The sequence below is a fragment of the Bordetella sp. N genome, from assembly GCF_001433395.1.
Taxonomy (GTDB): Bacteria; Pseudomonadota; Gammaproteobacteria; order Burkholderiales; family Burkholderiaceae_B; genus Bordetella_C.
Genome location: NZ_CP013111.1, coordinates 3,158,780 through 3,174,526, shown reverse-complemented (window position 1 = coordinate 3,174,526; position 15,747 = coordinate 3,158,780). Strand labels below are relative to the sequence as shown.

Genomic DNA, 15,747 nt, shown 5'->3' with positions numbered 1-15,747 from the left:
GCGCCGGGTAATCTGGATCAAGCCTTGGTGACGCCCATCGCAAGCGTGTACTGGTCGACGCGGGTCTCGTAGGTGATGCCTTTGCGGGCGGCCAGGACCAGTACTTCGTTGTGCAGGGGCAGCAGAACATTGCTGTTGAAGACGGTCTCGCAGGCCTGGGACAGCATGGCTTCGCGCTTGGCGTCGTCCATCGTCGACTTGGCCTGGAGCACCAGCTTGTCGAGGTCGGGATTGGAATAACGGCCGTAGTTGCTGGCGCCGGTGCCCGCCTTGGCGTCGTAGCTGACGGCGGTGGCCAGCAGCGGGTTGGACGTTTCGCCCGTGTTGGTGCCCCAGGAAGCCAGCATGAAGCTGTACTCGCCCTTGCTCAGATGGGACGCATAAACCGACCACGGCATGACGTCGACCGTCGTTTCGATGCCGATGCGCGTGAGGAACTGGGCGACCGCCTGGGCGATGGCCGCGTCGTTGATGTAGCGGTTGTTGGAGCTGTGGATCGTCAGCTTGAAGCCGTCCGGGTAGCCGGCCTGGGCCAGCAGCGCCTTGGCGCCCTTGGGGTCGTAGGCCACCGGCTTGATCTTGCTGGACGCGCCGAAGGTGCCCGGCTGCACATATTGGTCGGCCAGCACGGCATTGCCCTGCATGACGCGGCTGATGATGAGGTCGCGATTGATGGCCTTGGCGAAAGCCATGCGCACGCGTTCGTCCTTGAACGGATTCTTCGGCAAGGGTTTGCCGCTCTTGTCCGTCGCGAAGGGCGTGACGTCGCGGCCCTGGTCCATCGTCATGTAGACCATGCGGGAGGACACGCCGCGAATGATGTGCTTGTTGCCGCTGGACTGCACGCGGTTGATGCCTTCGGACGGCACGGTTTCGATCAGGTCACAGTCGCCGCCAAGCAGGGACGCCAGGCGTGCGCCGGCGTCGGTGACGATGCGCAGCACCACGTTCTCGAACTGCGGAGCGGGGCCCCAGTAGTGCGGGTTGCGGACCAACACCACGCGGCTTTCCGGTACGTACTCTTTCAACAGGTACGGACCGGTGCCGATGGCGGCCTTGCCGTTGTTGAAATCCGCGCTGGGCGATTGCGCGTATTTTTTGCTGATGATGCGGATGCGGCTGAGGGAGTTCAGCAGCAGCGGATCGGGCTGATGCGTCTTGATGATCAGCTTGCCGGGAGCCGGCACGGACATGTCGGCGATGGACCGTGTGTAGGTCGTGAAGGGCGTGATGCTGGGGATCACCCCCACGCGCTGGATGGACGCGATGACGTCTTCGCCCGTCAGCGGCGCACCGTCGGAGAAGACGGCCTTGGGATTGAGCGTGAACTCCCACGTCGTGTCATCGATCAGGCGCCAGGAGGTGGCCAGGCCGGGCTTGGACTGCGACTTGGCGTCGTTGGTCACCAGGGCGTCGAAGATGTGCATGGCCACCGCGTTGTTCGGCGCGTTGCTCTGCATATGCGGGTCCAGCGTCGTGGGCGGGGCGGCCATGCCGATGGTCAAGGGCTTTTCCTGGGCGAAGGCCAGGGGGCTGAACGAGCCTGCGGCGGCAAGCGCCGTGGTGTTGGCCAGGAAGCGGCGGCGGCTGGGAGAACGCATGCGTTTTTATCTCTTCCAAGTGTTGAAACGGAATGGTTTCTAGGCCGGACTCTTGACGATCCAGCGGCTGACAACGGCGTCATGGTGCGACTCCGGAGGCACTGGTGGCAACTCAGGAGATACCCTGTATCGCATAGCGAGACAGAAATCGAGAGGCGAGTACAATCTCGGCGTCGGCTACTCTGTCGACTCAACCTCTTTTGGCCGCGCCTATGACCCTGTCCGTTTCGCCTTCCAATCGCTCCGGTTACACGATCGAATCGGTACGCACCGCCATGGATTTGCTGTTCGCTGTCTGCGGTGAACCGGATCTGGGCGTGACGGAACTGGCCCGCAAGAATGGCCTGGGTAAGGCCCGTGCCTATCGCTTGTTGCGCACGCTTGAAGAGTGCGGGCTGGTCAAACGCACCGAGGACCAGCGCTTTCGCCTGGGCCATGCGGCGCTGCTCGTGGGCAGCGCGGCGACCACGCAGATCGACCTGGCGAATCTGGCCACGGCGGAACTGAGCCGGGTGGGCGAAGCCGTGCAGGAAAGCACGCAGCTGCGGATACGGGAAGGCGATGAGTCCGTCTGCATCGCGCGCTGGGAGCCGAACCGGGATCTGCGCGTCCATATCGTGCTTGGCCGGCGGCGGCGTCTGGGGATGGGGTCGAACAAGGCTTTGCTGGCGTTCGACACCAACGAGGAAATCGAGAGCACCCTCGATCGCATCTACGTGGCGGAAGATATGCCCGTCGCGCGCGACGTTTTACGCACTGCGCTGGAAGAGGCGCGCGGCAAGGGCTACGTTGTCAGCCGCGGGGAGGTGTCCGAGCATCTGGTCAGCGCGTCGGTGCCGGTGTACGCGAAAGGCGGTAAGCTGGTCGCGGCATTGAATGTTTCGGCGCCGGCGATACGGATGACCGAAGACAATCTTCGTTTCGCCATCACGCAGTTGCTGGAAGCGTCGGCGCGGCTGTCGGCCAAGCTTGGCTGGCGTGATACGCGGTAAGCGGCAAGCGATAAGCGGTAAGCGGGAGCCATCATCATGATGAAGACGATACGTTCAGCGGTGCAGCCGGTCCTTGTCGCCATCGCGTGCGCGGTGGTTGCCGGCTGCGCGGATACGCCGCCCAAACAGACCGGGATGGACTATCGAAGCCGGCCGCCTGGCACGGCGCAGGGGCCCAACGGTGGGAATGGGGCGCAGGGTCAGCGCTTGACCATACAGTCCGGCGAAGGGGAGCGCTTGAATCTGCCCTGGTTCGTCAGGGATACGCAGGACGCGATCAACCGCAATTGATCCTTACCGCCGCTGGTAAACCACGCCCTTGATCAGCACCTGATCCTGCTCCGGCTCTTCATCGAAACGCAGCCGCGCATCCTCGATGATCGTCTGGTTGTCGTGGGCCCATTTGAGCAGTCCCATGACGGGTTGCAGCAAAGTGCCGCCCAATTCGGTGAGTTCGTAATCCACCCGTGGAGGGATGGTCGGGAACACCGTGCGCGAGACCAGGCCATCGCGCTCCAGGCCGCGCAGGGTCAGGGTCAGCATCCTTTGCGAGATGCCGTCTATTTCCCGCTTCAGTTCATTGAAGCGGCGGCTGCCCCCTGACAAGGTGGCGATGATGTAGAGACTCCATTTATCGCCGACGCGGTCGAGGATCAGGCGCGTCGCCGCGCAGCCGCCTTCCTGCGGTTTCGGCATGGGGTCAGGCAGCTTGGTGTGCCTCGGTGACATGGATGTGCCTTCTTGTGGGGCGGAGGGAGGAAATTTACCATCCTCCGTATCTGAAGGTAATCGACTATCTAAAGATTACCCAGTTCTCTTTGTATACCTAGGAGCACCCCATGAGCAATATCCTGCTGATCACCTCCAGCCCGCGCGGCGCGGAAAGCCAGACCAGCCGTCTGGCGGCCGACCTGGCGCACAAGCTGAACAAGCAGCTCGCCGGCAGCACGCTGACGATACGCGATCTGTACGCCCAGTCCTTGCCGCATATCGACGCGGCCTATGTGCAGGGCCGCATGCTGCCCGCCGATGGCCGCGATGCCGGGCAAAGCGTGGCCGTGGCGCAGGCCGAGACCCTGGTGGCGGAGCTGCAGGCCGCCGACATCGTCGTCATCGGTTCGGCGATGATCAATTTCGGGCCGTCGACGCAACTGAAGGCATGGGTCGATCACATCACCTGGCCGGGTGTCACCTTCAAGTACGCCGACGGTAAAGCGGAGGGCCTGGTCACGGGCAAGAAGGTGTATCTGGTCACCGCGTCCGGCGCTGTATTCACCGAAGGCCCGTTTGCCGCCTTCGACTTCCACTCGAACTACCTGAAGCACACCCTGGGTTTCATCGGCCTGACCGACATCGAGCAGATCCGCGTCGAAGGTCTGGGCTACGGCCCCGCCGTAGCGGAAGTCGCCATCGCCAATGCCGAAGCGGTCGTCGAGTCGGTCCTCGCCAAGGCGGCTTGAGCCGGCGGGGGCTATCGCCTGGGACGGGCTGGTTCGATAGGCACCATATATAGCGGCAATAGCCCCATTGCCACGTTTTCTGGAAAGGTCATTTGGCGAAACTCGGGTTTATCCGTAGTCCTTGCGAGCGCAGAATTCAGTCATCGGGAACAGCAACAGACCTCTCGGAATGACCCGAACCGGTCTGCTCCCACTGAGATAGGACTAGGAGAACTGCCATGAAAACCATCGCCACTTCGTTGATCGTTTCGTTTGCCCTGATTGGCGCCGCTCAAGCCGCCACCCCCCGCGGCGATATCGACAACGTGCCTTTCCACGGCAACTACACGCAAGCCGACAACTCGGCGAGCCGCAGCCAGATTCAAGCCGAACTGCAACAAGCCAAGAGCGAAGGCCTGGTTGCTCGGGGTGACCTGAACAACGTGCCGTTCGCCGCTCAAGCGGATTCGAACGTGTCGCGCGCCCAAGTCGCCGCCGACGCTGCGAAGACGCCTGGCGCAACCGCCTTCGGTGATCTGAATAACGTACCGTTCCAAGGCTGATCCGCAGGGTCACCTGATGTGAAGTCCGGCTCGCCAGGCATGCTGGCCTGACGGGTTGCCCGATGAGAGGCGGGTGCAGTTCTGAAACTCCTCTCGATGCAGTACCACGGCCCCGTGTCTCCTCGCACGGGGCCGTGCTGTTTTCAGGATGACTAATGTGTTCTTCGAGAGGCTCATGCTTCGTGAAAGATGTTGTCAAGTCGGTTTTTTGACGAAAATCCGTTGAAAACAGCGAATTGAGCGGCTAGAATTACAGCTATGTTATATAGACTCGAAGTCGAAAACTTCTTCTCTGTGCGCGACCGGCAGGTGCTTGATTTGACAATCGACGCCAAGGTGCCGGACGTCGATAGCCGCTTTGCGCCAATTTTTACGGGTTCGGCCGCCCGCGCACCGAAAGTCGTCGTTCTCTTCGGCGCGAACGCGTCTGGCAAGACAACCGTACTACGCGCGCTCGAGTTCATCGTTACGATGGCCCGAGACAGTGTGCAGCGCACGGTACCGGGATTCGCTGGCTGCGAACGTTTCAATGATGTGGAATCAGCGAACCGGCCGATCAAGCTGGCAATTGAGCTTGGCGGGATCGTAAATGTCTCGCCGGACGTCTTGGCGCGAGCGCAATCCGGGGAAACGGTCGAGCATGGCGTGTACCGCTATGAACTGACGATAGCAGTTGCCAATGGCGCAGCCACACGCATCCAGCATGAGGCCTTACAGCAGAAGCCGGGAGGGCTGGGTAAGTGGCAACGCGTGTTCGACCGTGACGTTGATGGCAAGGTAAGAGGCTCAAAGTCATTCAGCCTGTCAGGCTTTCAGCACTTGGTTAAAACTCTGGCCGCGAACCATACCGTTCTTTCTTCCTTTGCCAAGTTTCAGCACCCCGCCGCTCTGATCTTTGTCGAAAGCGCACGCAAAGCGTTCTTCTCGATCGAGCCGGTTGCGCATTCCAGTAATGACCAGGCAGTGATTGAGTACCTGAAAGCGCAGCCTGACATTCTCTCGCGCTTGAGCGCTGAGATGAACCGCATCGATGTCGGGGTTGAGGGCTTGAGGTTTCAGACTGGCAAGGACGGCGGCGCTCACCTCATGTTCAAACACGCCGGGTTGGAGCAGGAAATGCCATGGCTTCTTGAAAGCCATGGGACCCGTGCTTTTATCAAGATTTTCCCGTATTTGATTAGCGCGCTCGACCGGGGCGGCATTGCAGCGATCGACGAAATGGACGCGGCTATCCACCCTTTGGTACTTCCGGAACTACTGCGATGGTTTTATGACAACAGGACGCGCAACGCTTTCGATGCGCAGCTCTTGCTCTCTTGCCATTCGGCCTCTCTCCTCGACGATTTGCAGAAGGAAGAAATTGCGATTTGTGAGAAGGACCGCCAGGGCCGCTCGCAGTTCTTCAGCCTGATGGACGTGAAAGTCCGGCGCGATGAGAACCACTATCGCAAATATTTGAGTGGCGCATATGGTGGAGTGCCTTTGCTCGGATGAATCGTCGCCGCCCCGCCCATAGACCCCTCAAACGGCTGATTTATATCGGTTGCGAGGGCGCTTCCGAAGCCAGTTACGCTGCCCTGCTTCAAGACTTCATCGTCGAGGCGGACCGGCCGTTCTATCTGAAGATTGACGATCTAGGCCGAGGCGCCGGTGATCCGCTTGCGCGTGTCGAGGTCGCTGTCGCGCATATTGGCTAGCAAACAGCTCGACGCACGCCCCCTGAAGCTTGCTTTCTCCTTCTTGACAGCGACCAGGTCGCGCTGGACGCTCAGCGGGCCACGAGAGCGCAGCGCATGGCTGAACGAAACAACATCTTGCTCGTGTGGCAGGATCCGTGCTTCGAAGCACTGCTGCTTCGCCATTTACCGACGCGGGGAACGAATCGGCCGGCCAATAGCAGGCGCGCGCTCGAGGCACTTGCCCGGGCGTGGCCCGAGTACAGGAAACCGATGTCCCGCCCGCAACTCAAACGGATGATCAATATGGATGCGATTGTGCGTGTGGCGGCTGTGGAACCCAGCCTCGCTCAGCTTCTTCGCACCGTTGAGCTGATCTAGAAATCGTCTCGGCTCCAGTGCATGAGCGCCTCCTCGGGCTTCGCCAGCGACTCCGGGTATCGCCGCCGCCGACGACGCTACGCTCCTTAGGAAAACGGCTAAGCGCCGGCGCTGGGTGGCGGCGCGGCCGCCGGCAGCGGGATCGTCTTGGTCAGTTTCTTGCCATTGCGGACGATCTGCAGCGTGACGTTCTGGCCTGCGGCGGCTGCGACCAAAGCGCGGAAATCTGCGGGAATGACCGCTTGCCCGTTCATGGTCAGGATGACGTCGTCCACCAAAATGTCAGCATGGAATGCCGGGCTGTCGTTGACGACCACCAGGATATGTATGCCCTTGTTGGTCTGCAGCGCTTTGCGCTCGTTGTCGTCCAGGTCGCGCATGAGGATGCCCAAGCCTGGCTTTTGCCTGACGAAATAGCTGGCGCCGTACATGTAGTGGTCGTAGCTTACGTTCACCAGTTCGGTGGCCGTGACCGTCGTGGTCACTGATGTTTTATCGGTAGTCTTGGTCGTGCCGCGCGGACCCTTGGTCTTCGATTCGTTTTCGACGTCCGTGGTCGTCGAACTTACCGGAACGGTGCGGGTTTCCGTCTGCGTGGTGCTGCCTGTGTAGCGGGGATTGTAAATGGCGACCAGGTCCGCCTGCAGTTCCTTCGCCTGCTTGACGGCAAGCTGGTCATTGATGGTGGATCTGGTGGTGTGGAACGACGAGTAGCCCAACAGACTGTATCCCCGCTTTGCGTAGCCATAGAAAAAAGCGGTCTGCTGCTCGGGCGTTACTGGCGGCGCGACCCGTTCAACGATGGGGTCTTCGGGGGGCGGGGCAGCCCGATTGGCCTTGATGGCAGTGACATCCATGCCGTTGGCCTGGCGATAATAGTCCGAGTAGAAATTTACGCAGCCGGTAAGGGATACCCCCAGCGCCAAAACAGTAATAGCCCGGATTAGTTGTGTGACGCTCATATTCTTCTCCTTTAAGGTTGCCATCGATTCGCGGGCGCATTTTCTGGTACGAGACTGCGGGCTACGACGACTGAATACTAATCAACCGTGGAGATTTAGAATTCGGATTGAAACGGATTGAAGTCGCGTTATTTCAGGCTTCAACGCTAAAGTCGGGTCTGGCCTGTTGGCTGGCGGACGAGGACGATAGGGATGGATGGCTTGAAAGAACACCTGGGCGGGATCAAGGTTCTGACGTTCGACGTGTATGGCACGTTGATCGATTGGGAAACCGGCCTCAACCATGCGCTGCAGAAGGTCTTTCAAGCCCATGGCGTGCAGCGCAGCGAAAGCGAGGCGCTGCAATTGTTCGCCCAGCACGAGGCCCAGGTGGGCGCGGGCGATTATCTGCCGTACCGGGACGTGCTGGTCGAAACGCTCAAGCGCGTCGCCCACGACCTGGGCTTCGAGCCGGACGACGGCGAGCTGCAGGCGCTCGCCGACTCCGTGGGCGACTGGCCCGCTTTCGAAGACTCGCGGGCCGCCTTGCTGCGCTTGCAGCGCCATTTCAAACTGGCGGTGATCACCAACTGCGACGACGAGCACTTCGCTTTGTCGAACCGGCATCTGCGCATCGACTTCGACTACATCATCACGGCCGAGCAGGCCCGCAGCTATAAGCCGTCGCTCAATAACTTCCGCCTGGCCCTGGGAACGATAGGCGTCCGGCGGGAAGAGGTGCTGCATGTGTCGGAAAGCCTGTTCCACGACCACGTGCCCGCGCGGCAGCTGGGGCTGGCGTGCGTCTGGATCCATCGCCGGCAAGGCAGGCCGGGCCCCGGCGCCACGCCAGCCGCGGTGGCTCAGCCGGATTTCACCTATCCCGATATGCGCTCGTTCGCGGACGCCGCGCTGGGCCCGGACGAGCAGCACGAACCGGAGCGCCCATGACGGCCCGAGGCAAGGCGCCGCCGACGGCGCTGGCGCTTCAGGAAAGCGCCGCGCTGGCCAGGCTCAAGGACATCCGCATCGCGCTCACCAACGCCGCCGTCAGTGCGCACAGCCTGGCCGATCTGGCCACGGCACTGTCCGCCTTGCTGGCCCGCAAAGCCACCTTCGTCGACCAGGAGGGCGGCGTGTTGGGTGGCAGCCATGAAGCGGACGGCGACCAGGAGCGCGAAAGAAGCTATGTCGTCGCCCTGCACAAGACCGGTGGGCTGAAGCGGATCCAGGACAGCGTCGCACCGGTGGCGATCGAGCCGGTTGCGGGCGCTGAGCAGGAGGGTACCGGCGCTGCTGGCGGGGAGGGTGACGGCACCGCTGGGGGCACGGCTGACGGCACCGCTTACGGCGCCGCTGACGGCAAGCCCCGCGGCCAACGTCTGGGCTGCCCCGTGCGTATCGCCGGCGGCCTGGTCGCCATCCTGTGGCTGGACGAGGGCGACGCTCCGCTGACCGAACTGGACGCCCTGGCCATGGAGCACGCCGTGCTTATCGCGGCCCTGCATATCTCCCATCAACGCGCGCTGGATGTGCAGGAGGAACGCCTGGGCTACGCCTTCGTCGGTTCCCTGCTGGAAGGGCGCTTCGACGACACGCCGGCCTTGCGCCAACGCGCGGCGATCAACGGCTGGGACCCGGAGGGCACCTATCGCGTCTGCCTGATCCTGCTGGATGAACCCTTGCCGCTGTCCCGGGTAGGGCTGCTGCGGCAGGAGCGGCTGGTACAGCGCCTGCGCCAGTACCTGGCCCAGGCCGGGGAGCCGGCGCTGCTGTTCATCTCGCTCAACCAGATCACCTTTCTCCTGCGGGAGCCCCACGATCCCGCGCCTTTGTGGAAGACCTTGGGCGGCAAGGGCGCCGCGCTGGCGGTCAGCCGGCCCCAGCAAGGGGCACGCGGCATGGCGGTGGGCGGCGCGGACGTGCAATCCCTGGTCGGCGTGCTCAAGCCCGGCCGCATCCACCATTTCGACGAAGTGCTGTTCCCCCAGGCCTTGCTGGGCGACGCCACCGCGCGCGCCATGCTGATCGAAAAACGGCTGGGGCCCTTGCGCGGGGAAAAGTCGGAGGCGCTGCTGGAAACGCTGGAAGTGCTGTGCCAGGAAGGCTTTCAACTGGCGGTGTCCAGCCGACGCCTGGACGTCCATATCAGTACGCTGCGTTATCGGCTGGAGCGGATCGCGGCGCTGATCGGCGTATCGCTGGAGGACCAGGCGATACGCTTCGAATTGCAGGTGGCCGTGGCCTTGATGCGATTGACGGAGCAAGGGGAGGGGGGCAGGTAGCCGGCACGCGCTCGATGGTCTTCTCCGATGGTCCTGGCCGATGGCCCTGTCTGATGCCTAGATCGGAGGTCCTTCCTACATAAAGCAGGGCCGCCACGTACCCGTCTCCTACGACTCCACCATAGCCGCGCACACGCCCCCCGGCCTATTCTTGCCTCTGTACCAAGCACCGCAGCGCAGCGCCGCCACAGGCGCGCGCAAGCCCGGATCACACAAGAAAGGAGCCCCCATGAAACTGACCGACTTCAAAGTCCTGACCTTCGATTGCTACGGCACCCTGATCGATTGGGAAACCGGCATCTTCAACGGCCTGCAGCCGCTGCTGGCCAAGTACAAGCCCACGCTGACCAAGGACCAGGCGCTGGAAATCTTCGCGCGCCACGAGTCCGACCAGCAGGTACTGACGCCGGACATGCCTTATTCGCAGCTGCTGTCGGTGGTCTACAAGCGCCTGGCCAACGAGTGGGCGATTCCCGTGCCCAATGCCGAAGCGAATATCTTCGGCGCATCCGTGCCGGACTGGCCCGAGTTTCCGGACTCGGCCGAAGCTCTGGCGTATCTGAAGCAGCACTACAAACTGGTCATCCTGTCGAACGTCGACCGCATCTCCTTCCGCAGCAGCAATCAGCGCCTCAAGGTCGAATTCGACGCGATCTACTCAGCGCAGGACATCGGGTCCTACAAGCCCAGCCGCAGGAATTTCGACTACCTGCTGGCGCATCTGCGGGCGGACTTTGGTTTCGAGCGCGAAGACATCCTGCACACCGCGCAGAGCCTGTTCCACGATCACGCATCGGCCAATGCCTTCGGCCTGGCGTCCGCATGGATCGATCGCCGGCACGATCAGGACGGCTGGGGCGCGACCATGCCCGTGGAACACACGCCGCATGTGGATTTTCACTTCAAGAGCATGGCGGCCCTGGCGCAGGCGCATCGGGAAGCGATGGGGAAATAATCCCGCCGCGCGCGCCGGGCGTGCTGTACGCCACGCGCGGGCACGCGCAGGTCTAGTGCTCAAGCCCTGACGGCCAGGCGGCTGGCCAGAGCCACCGCCGCCTCGATCGCCCCGGTGTTCGCCACACCTTTGCCGACGATGTCGAAGGCCGTCCCGTGCGCAGGCGTGGTGAACACCGTATCCAGTCCCGCGGTGATCGTCACGCCGCGATTGAAGCCCTGCATCTTCGTGGCGATCTGGCCTTGGTCGTGATACATCGACACGACCCCGTCGTATTCACCGGCGAAGGCTTTCAAGTAGACCGTGTCCGAAGGGAAGGGCCCGGCACAGGCAATGCCGCGCGCCGCCATGGCCTTGACGGCGGGACGGATGATGTCGATCTCTTCCGTGCCGAACAGGCCGTTCTCCCCGCCATGCGGATTCAGCGCGGCCACGGCAATGCGCGGTTGCGCGATGCCCGCTTTCTTCATCATCGTGTCGGACAGCTCGATGGCTTCCTCGATGGCGTCCCGCGTGATCTGGTCCAGTGCCTTGCGCAGCGCGATGTGCGAGGTGACGCGCGACATCCACTGATTACCCAGCACGTTCATCTCGCTGAAATAGCCGTGATGATCGAGCAGGTGCGCGAACATCTTGTGCTCGTCCGGGAACTCCCAGCCGCCATCGAACATGGCGCGTTTGTTCAAGGGCGCGAAGCTGATGGCGTCGACTTCTCCGGCCTTGGCGAACTCGATGGCGCGCGCCAGCGTTTCACCGGTAAGCCGCCCCGACTCCGCGCTGCCGACGCCTGGCGGGTACAGCGCGGGATCGGTATTGGCCAGGTCGACCAGCGGCACCGCGGCATCGGTCCAATCCACGGAAGCCGGGCTGTCGTAACGCCGATAGTCGTAGGAAACGCCGGCCTGGCGCATGCCCAGGTCGAGCACGCGCGCGTCGCCGACCACGACGATACGGGCGATGTCCGCCAGGCGTTTGTCATGCAGGATGCGCGCGAGTTGTTCGGGACCGATGCCGGTGCAGTCCCCGGGGGTGAGGGCGATGATGGGAAGTGTGCTCATGATGTCCTTCTCGGTGGAGGATGCGTTCATCTTTTTGTAAATCAAAGACTGTTGACAATTTACAGGAGCGGAACGACGATAGCACGAAATCTGGAGGAAGATAATGGGCCAAGAGACAGCCGCCACGATGCAAGAAATGCCGCCGATTCCCGAGTATCAAGGCGGTTTGATGACCGGCTTCCGCTATGAAAAAGTGCGCACCGCCGGCGCCGAGATCAATGTCGCCATCGGCGGAGAAGGGCCGCCCTTGTTGCTGCTGCATGGCAATCCGCTGACGCATGTCAGCTGGCATCGCATTGCGCCGACCTTGGCCAAGTCTTACACGGTGGTCGCGCCGGACCTGCGCGGTTATGGCGACAGCGCGAAGCCTGATGGCGGCGAGGATCATGCGGCTTACTCCTTCCGGGCGATGGGTGAGGACAACGTCGCGGTCATGTCCCATTTCGGCTTTGAGAAGTTCGCGGTGGCCGGCCATGATCGTGGCGCCCGCGTGGCGTTTCGCATGGCCCTGGATTTTCCCGAGTGCATCGAACGCGTTGCTGCCCTGGACATCGTGCCGACCCACCACGTGCTGACCAATGTCACCTTGGGATGGGGGCTGGAGTCCTACCACTGGTTCTTCATGGCGCAGAAGGCGCCGTTTCCGGAGAAGCTGATCACCTCGGACCTGAACTACTACATGGACTACAAGCTGAACAAGAAAGGCGTGGGCCTGCAGATATTCAGTCCGGAAGCGATGGCGGAATACAAGCGCTGCACGACGCCGGAGCAGATCCATGCGATCTGCGAGGACTACCGCGCGACGGTCACGCTGGACCTGGCCATGGACACCGCCGATTTCGGCAAGAAGAAGATTGCCTGCCCGGTGCTGGTGCTGTGGGGCTCGAACAGTCACTGCGGGCGGCATTTCAAGCCGGTCGAGGCGTGGCAGCCCTGGGCGCCTGACCTGCGTGGGTGGGCGATACCCACGGGGCACTATCCCGCCGAACAGCGGCCGGATCTGGTCTATCGCGCGTTCTGGGAATTCTTCTCCGGGCACGAGCCCGCGCGCGTTGAAGCGTGATGTGATGGCTGCGGCGTGCGATGCGCGCCGCAGCATTGCCGTGCGCTGGCGCGCCGGCATCATCGGGGAAGCCGCGGCGCCGGGTCCCCGGGGCCGCTTGTGTCGCTCCCTGGGGGGCCCGCGTTAGCGGGTAGGGGCGATCCCTTCCACGATCGCCCGAGTCATCTCCTGCGTGGTCGCCGTTCCCTTGATATCACGCGTCCGCGTGGCCGGATTCGCCAACGCCGCCGTGATCGCGCGCTCCATCAGCTGGGCCGCATGCACCGCCTCGGGCAGCTTCCGGTTATGCCCCAGCCATTCCACCATCATCCGCGTGGATTCGATCATGGCGTAGGGATTCGCGATCCCCTTGCCCGCGATGTCGGGCGCCGACCCGTGCGTGGCCTGCGCCATCGCCAGATTGCCTTCGCCGATGCACAGGCCCGGCGCCATCCCCAGGCCGCCGACCAGCCCGGCCGCCTCGTCGGTGAGGATGTCACCGAACATATTGGTGGTGACGATCACGTCGAAGGATTGCGGATCGCGCACCAGGCGCATGGCCATGGTATCGACGATGACCTCATCCACGGTCACGTCGGGAAACTCCTTCGCGACGCGATGGCATTCCTCCACGAACATGCCGCAGCCCAGCTTGAAGACCGTGTCCTTATGCACCAGCGTCAGCCGCTTGCCGCGCTGCCTGGCGATCTCCGCGGCCACGCGCGCCACCCGCGCGGAGCCTACTCGCGTGATGACGCGCACGGATATCGTCATGTCCTCGGTGGGCCGGAATTCTCCGCTGCCGGCGACGACGTTGCGGTCCGGCTGAAAGCCTTCATTGTTTTCGCGCACGATCACCAGGTCGATATCGTCGCGCAGGGCACCCAGACCGGGATAGGACCGCGTGGGCCTGACATTGGCGAACAGGTTCAGCCGTTTGCGCAGGATGGGATGAGGATTGATCGCGCCCGCTGTCTTGGGATAGGCCTGGTGGCCGATGGGGCCCAGGATGACGCCGTCCATTTTGGACAAGGCTTCCAGGGTGCCGTCGGGAAAGGTCGATCCGTGGGTGTCCAGGGCCGTGCGGCCGATGGGCATCGGGCGCCAGTCGATGCGCAGCCCGGCCTGCTCGGCGGCGGCACGGGTGACCTCCACGGCGGCGGGAACGATTTCAAGGCCGATATCGTCGCCGTTCAGGACGCCGATCACTAAGGGGGTGTGCATAACAATGAGCCTCGATGGTTGACGGTCAAAGCGTTGCCGGCGATGCGCCGGGGCCGCGCGGCGACATTTTCGGCAGGCGGCCCGGGCTTCAGGGGATGCGTATCAAACGATACGTATCAAGCAATGCGTATCAGGCAATGCGTATCAGGCAATGCGGATCAGACGCTGGGTCAACAGGTCGGCCGACGCCAGGGTTTCCAGCTTGCTGACCAGGTCGACGATCTCGGCGGCGGTGTGGCGGTTCAGGCCGGCGAACTCCGCGTTCTCGTGGAACTTGGCCGCCACTTCGTCATAGCTCATGGGCATGGCGGGGCTGCCCTTGCCCATGTCGGCGCGGCCGGAGATGCGCCGGCCATCGGCCAGGTCGATGTCGATGATCGTGGTCATCAAGTGATAGCCGGCCGCTTCGGCGACGTCATCGACCACGAAATCGATTCTCTCGATCATGGCCTTGATGTCCTCGCGCTCCACGGCGGCATCGGTGAATTCGTTCAGCCCGGCGCGACCGTCCAGCAGCAGGATGGCCATGCAGAATTCCATCGAGAACTTGGCTTGCAGCTCGTCCTTGGGGCGATGGTGGATCAAGGCATTGGGCATGTTGTGGTTGGTGCCCACGCGCACGTGCCGGACATCCTTGGCGCGGATGTCGTTCTCCTGGATCAGGCGCAGCATTTCCGTCATGCCCGGGTGCGTCAGGGAGCCGGACGGGTGCGGCTTGATCGACACGCCCGGGTCGACGAAGGTCCAGGGCGCGCCCAGCTTCTGGTAGATGGCGGCGGGATCGTAGCCGCCGCCCGCGGCGGAGAAGAAGCCACGTGGCGCTTCGAGAATGCGCGGTGCCGCCGTCCAGCCGTACGAGGCGAACTGCGCGGCGGCCACGCCGCTTTCGGACGCGCGGCCGGCATGGAAAGGCTTGGTCATCGTGCCGAAGTTTTCACGCAAGCCCGCGGACTGGCTGCCGGCGATGGACAAGGCCCGGCGGGTGGTGGGCACGTCAAAGCCCAGTAGTTTGGCGGCCGCGGCGGCGGCGGCGAAGGTGCCGCAGGTGGCCGTGGCGTGGAAGCCGGTCTGGTAGTGGCGCGGAGCGATCGCTTCGGCGATCTTGCACTCGACCTCCACGCCCAGTTGATAGGCCAGCATGAAATCGCGGCCCGATGCCCTGGTCTGTTCCGCCATGGCCAGCGCGGCCGGCAGGGCGGGTGCGGTGGGGTGCGTCAGCAGGCCGTACACGCGGTCCTTGGCCACGGCCAGCTGGGTGTCGTCGTAGTCGTCCGCGTGGATGCCGACGCCATTGGCGAAGGCCGCGAAACGCGGGGCTACCTTGCGGCCGGCGCCGATGACGGTGGCGCTGCCTTCGCCCAGATTCAGATCGTCCAGGTGGCGGCGGACCAGTTCTCCGGTCTTGGAAACCGAACCGGACAAGGCCAGGCCCAGGCCATCGAGGATAGATTTCTTGCCCAGGGCGACCAGTTCCGCGGACAGGTCCGCGGCCGTTGTGCGGGTGATGAACTCGGCGACGTATTGCGTCAGTTCGATGTTGTTCGATTCGGGTTTCTGCATGTCTTCCTCCGGAGGGCGCGTTATTTGATA

16 protein-coding genes are annotated in these 15,747 nt (G+C 63.0%); 9 read left to right on the top strand and 7 right to left on the bottom strand.

Annotated elements, in window-relative coordinates:
• Positions 1–17: 17 nt before the first annotated feature.
• The gene (locus ASB57_RS13495) at positions 18–1,601 is read right to left on the bottom strand and encodes an ABC transporter substrate-binding protein (RefSeq protein ID WP_057652696.1); all 1,584 of its coding nucleotides are present in this window, start codon (positions 1,599–1,601) and stop codon (positions 18–20) included.
• Between the two features lie 212 nt (positions 1,602–1,813).
• Here ASB57_RS13495 and ASB57_RS13490 point away from each other — a divergent pair, with 212 nt between their 5' ends.
• Complete coding sequence (locus ASB57_RS13490; protein ID WP_057652695.1) at positions 1,814–2,593, top strand: IclR family transcriptional regulator; 780 nt, start codon at positions 1,814–1,816, stop codon at positions 2,591–2,593.
• A 39-nt stretch (positions 2,594–2,632) separates the two neighbouring features.
• Positions 2,633–2,884 carry a hypothetical protein gene (locus ASB57_RS13485; protein ID WP_057656132.1) on the top strand — a complete coding sequence of 84 codons (252 nt, stop codon included), beginning with the start codon at positions 2,633–2,635 and terminating at the stop codon, positions 2,882–2,884.
• Between the two features lie 3 nt (positions 2,885–2,887).
• On the opposite strand, the gene ASB57_RS13480 is transcribed toward ASB57_RS13485, so the two are convergent.
• On the bottom strand, positions 2,888–3,322 hold the full coding sequence (locus ASB57_RS13480) for a helix-turn-helix domain-containing protein (RefSeq protein WP_057652694.1): 435 nt from the start codon (positions 3,320–3,322) through the stop codon (positions 2,888–2,890).
• 110 nt (positions 3,323–3,432) lie between these two features.
• Here ASB57_RS13480 and ASB57_RS13475 point away from each other — a divergent pair, with 110 nt between their 5' ends.
• The 3 genes from ASB57_RS13475 (at position 3,433) to ASB57_RS13465 (ending at position 6,089) form a co-directional block, all read left to right on the top strand.
• Positions 3,433–4,053, top strand: a complete 621-nt coding sequence (locus ASB57_RS13475; RefSeq protein WP_057652693.1) for an FMN-dependent NADH-azoreductase — start codon at positions 3,433–3,435, stop codon at positions 4,051–4,053.
• 218 nt (positions 4,054–4,271) lie between these two features.
• Positions 4,272–4,595: a DUF4148 domain-containing protein gene (locus ASB57_RS13470; protein ID WP_057652692.1), complete on the top strand. Its 324-nt coding sequence runs from the start codon at positions 4,272–4,274 to the stop codon at positions 4,593–4,595.
• A gap of 258 nt (positions 4,596–4,853) precedes the next feature.
• Positions 4,854–6,089, top strand: a complete 1,236-nt coding sequence (locus ASB57_RS13465) for an ATP/GTP-binding protein (RefSeq protein ID WP_057652691.1) — start codon at positions 4,854–4,856, stop codon at positions 6,087–6,089.
• Between the two features lie 140 nt (positions 6,090–6,229).
• On the opposite strand, the gene ASB57_RS13460 is transcribed toward ASB57_RS13465, so the two are convergent.
• Positions 6,230–6,457 (bottom strand): hypothetical protein, encoded by a 228-nt coding sequence (locus tag ASB57_RS13460; protein WP_057652690.1) that lies wholly within the window; start codon positions 6,455–6,457, stop codon positions 6,230–6,232.
• A 293-nt stretch (positions 6,458–6,750) separates the two neighbouring features.
• Positions 6,751–7,614: a PDZ domain-containing protein gene (locus ASB57_RS13455; protein WP_197425051.1), complete on the bottom strand. Its 864-nt coding sequence runs from the start codon at positions 7,612–7,614 to the stop codon at positions 6,751–6,753.
• Between the two features lie 192 nt (positions 7,615–7,806).
• Between ASB57_RS13455 and ASB57_RS13450 the strand changes: the two genes are divergently transcribed.
• The 3 genes from ASB57_RS13450 to ASB57_RS13440 all read left to right on the top strand — a co-directional run bounded on the left by ASB57_RS13450 (position 7,807) and on the right by ASB57_RS13440 (position 10,833).
• A complete protein-coding gene (locus tag ASB57_RS13450; protein ID WP_156414158.1) occupies positions 7,807–8,544 on the top strand; it encodes a haloacid dehalogenase type II in 738 nt (245 codons plus the stop codon).
• Positions 8,541–9,878: a CdaR family transcriptional regulator gene (locus ASB57_RS13445; RefSeq protein WP_057652688.1), complete on the top strand. Its 1,338-nt coding sequence runs from the start codon at positions 8,541–8,543 to the stop codon at positions 9,876–9,878. Before ASB57_RS13450 ends, ASB57_RS13445 begins: the two co-directional genes overlap by 4 nt.
• A gap of 229 nt (positions 9,879–10,107) precedes the next feature.
• A complete protein-coding gene (locus tag ASB57_RS13440; protein ID WP_057652687.1) occupies positions 10,108–10,833 on the top strand; it encodes a haloacid dehalogenase type II in 726 nt (241 codons plus the stop codon).
• Between the two features lie 59 nt (positions 10,834–10,892).
• Here ASB57_RS13440 and ASB57_RS13435 read toward each other — a convergent pair whose 3' ends face one another.
• On the bottom strand, positions 10,893–11,891 hold the full coding sequence (locus tag ASB57_RS13435) for a PdxA family protein (RefSeq protein ID WP_057656130.1): 999 nt from the start codon (positions 11,889–11,891) through the stop codon (positions 10,893–10,895).
• A 103-nt stretch (positions 11,892–11,994) separates the two neighbouring features.
• Between ASB57_RS13435 and ASB57_RS13430 the strand changes: the two genes are divergently transcribed.
• Positions 11,995–12,954: an alpha/beta fold hydrolase gene (locus ASB57_RS13430; RefSeq protein ID WP_231755419.1), complete on the top strand. Its 960-nt coding sequence runs from the start codon at positions 11,995–11,997 to the stop codon at positions 12,952–12,954.
• Positions 12,955–13,077: 123 nt separating this feature from the next.
• Here ASB57_RS13430 and ASB57_RS13425 read toward each other — a convergent pair whose 3' ends face one another.
• Together ASB57_RS13425 and ASB57_RS13420 are read right to left on the bottom strand one after the other, a co-directional pair.
• Complete coding sequence (locus tag ASB57_RS13425) at positions 13,078–14,157, bottom strand: isocitrate/isopropylmalate dehydrogenase family protein (protein ID WP_057652686.1); 1,080 nt, start codon at positions 14,155–14,157, stop codon at positions 13,078–13,080.
• Positions 14,158–14,301: 144 nt separating this feature from the next.
• Positions 14,302–15,717: an MmgE/PrpD family protein gene (locus ASB57_RS13420; protein WP_057652685.1), complete on the bottom strand. Its 1,416-nt coding sequence runs from the start codon at positions 15,715–15,717 to the stop codon at positions 14,302–14,304.
• Between the last annotated feature and the right edge of the window lie 30 nt (positions 15,718–15,747).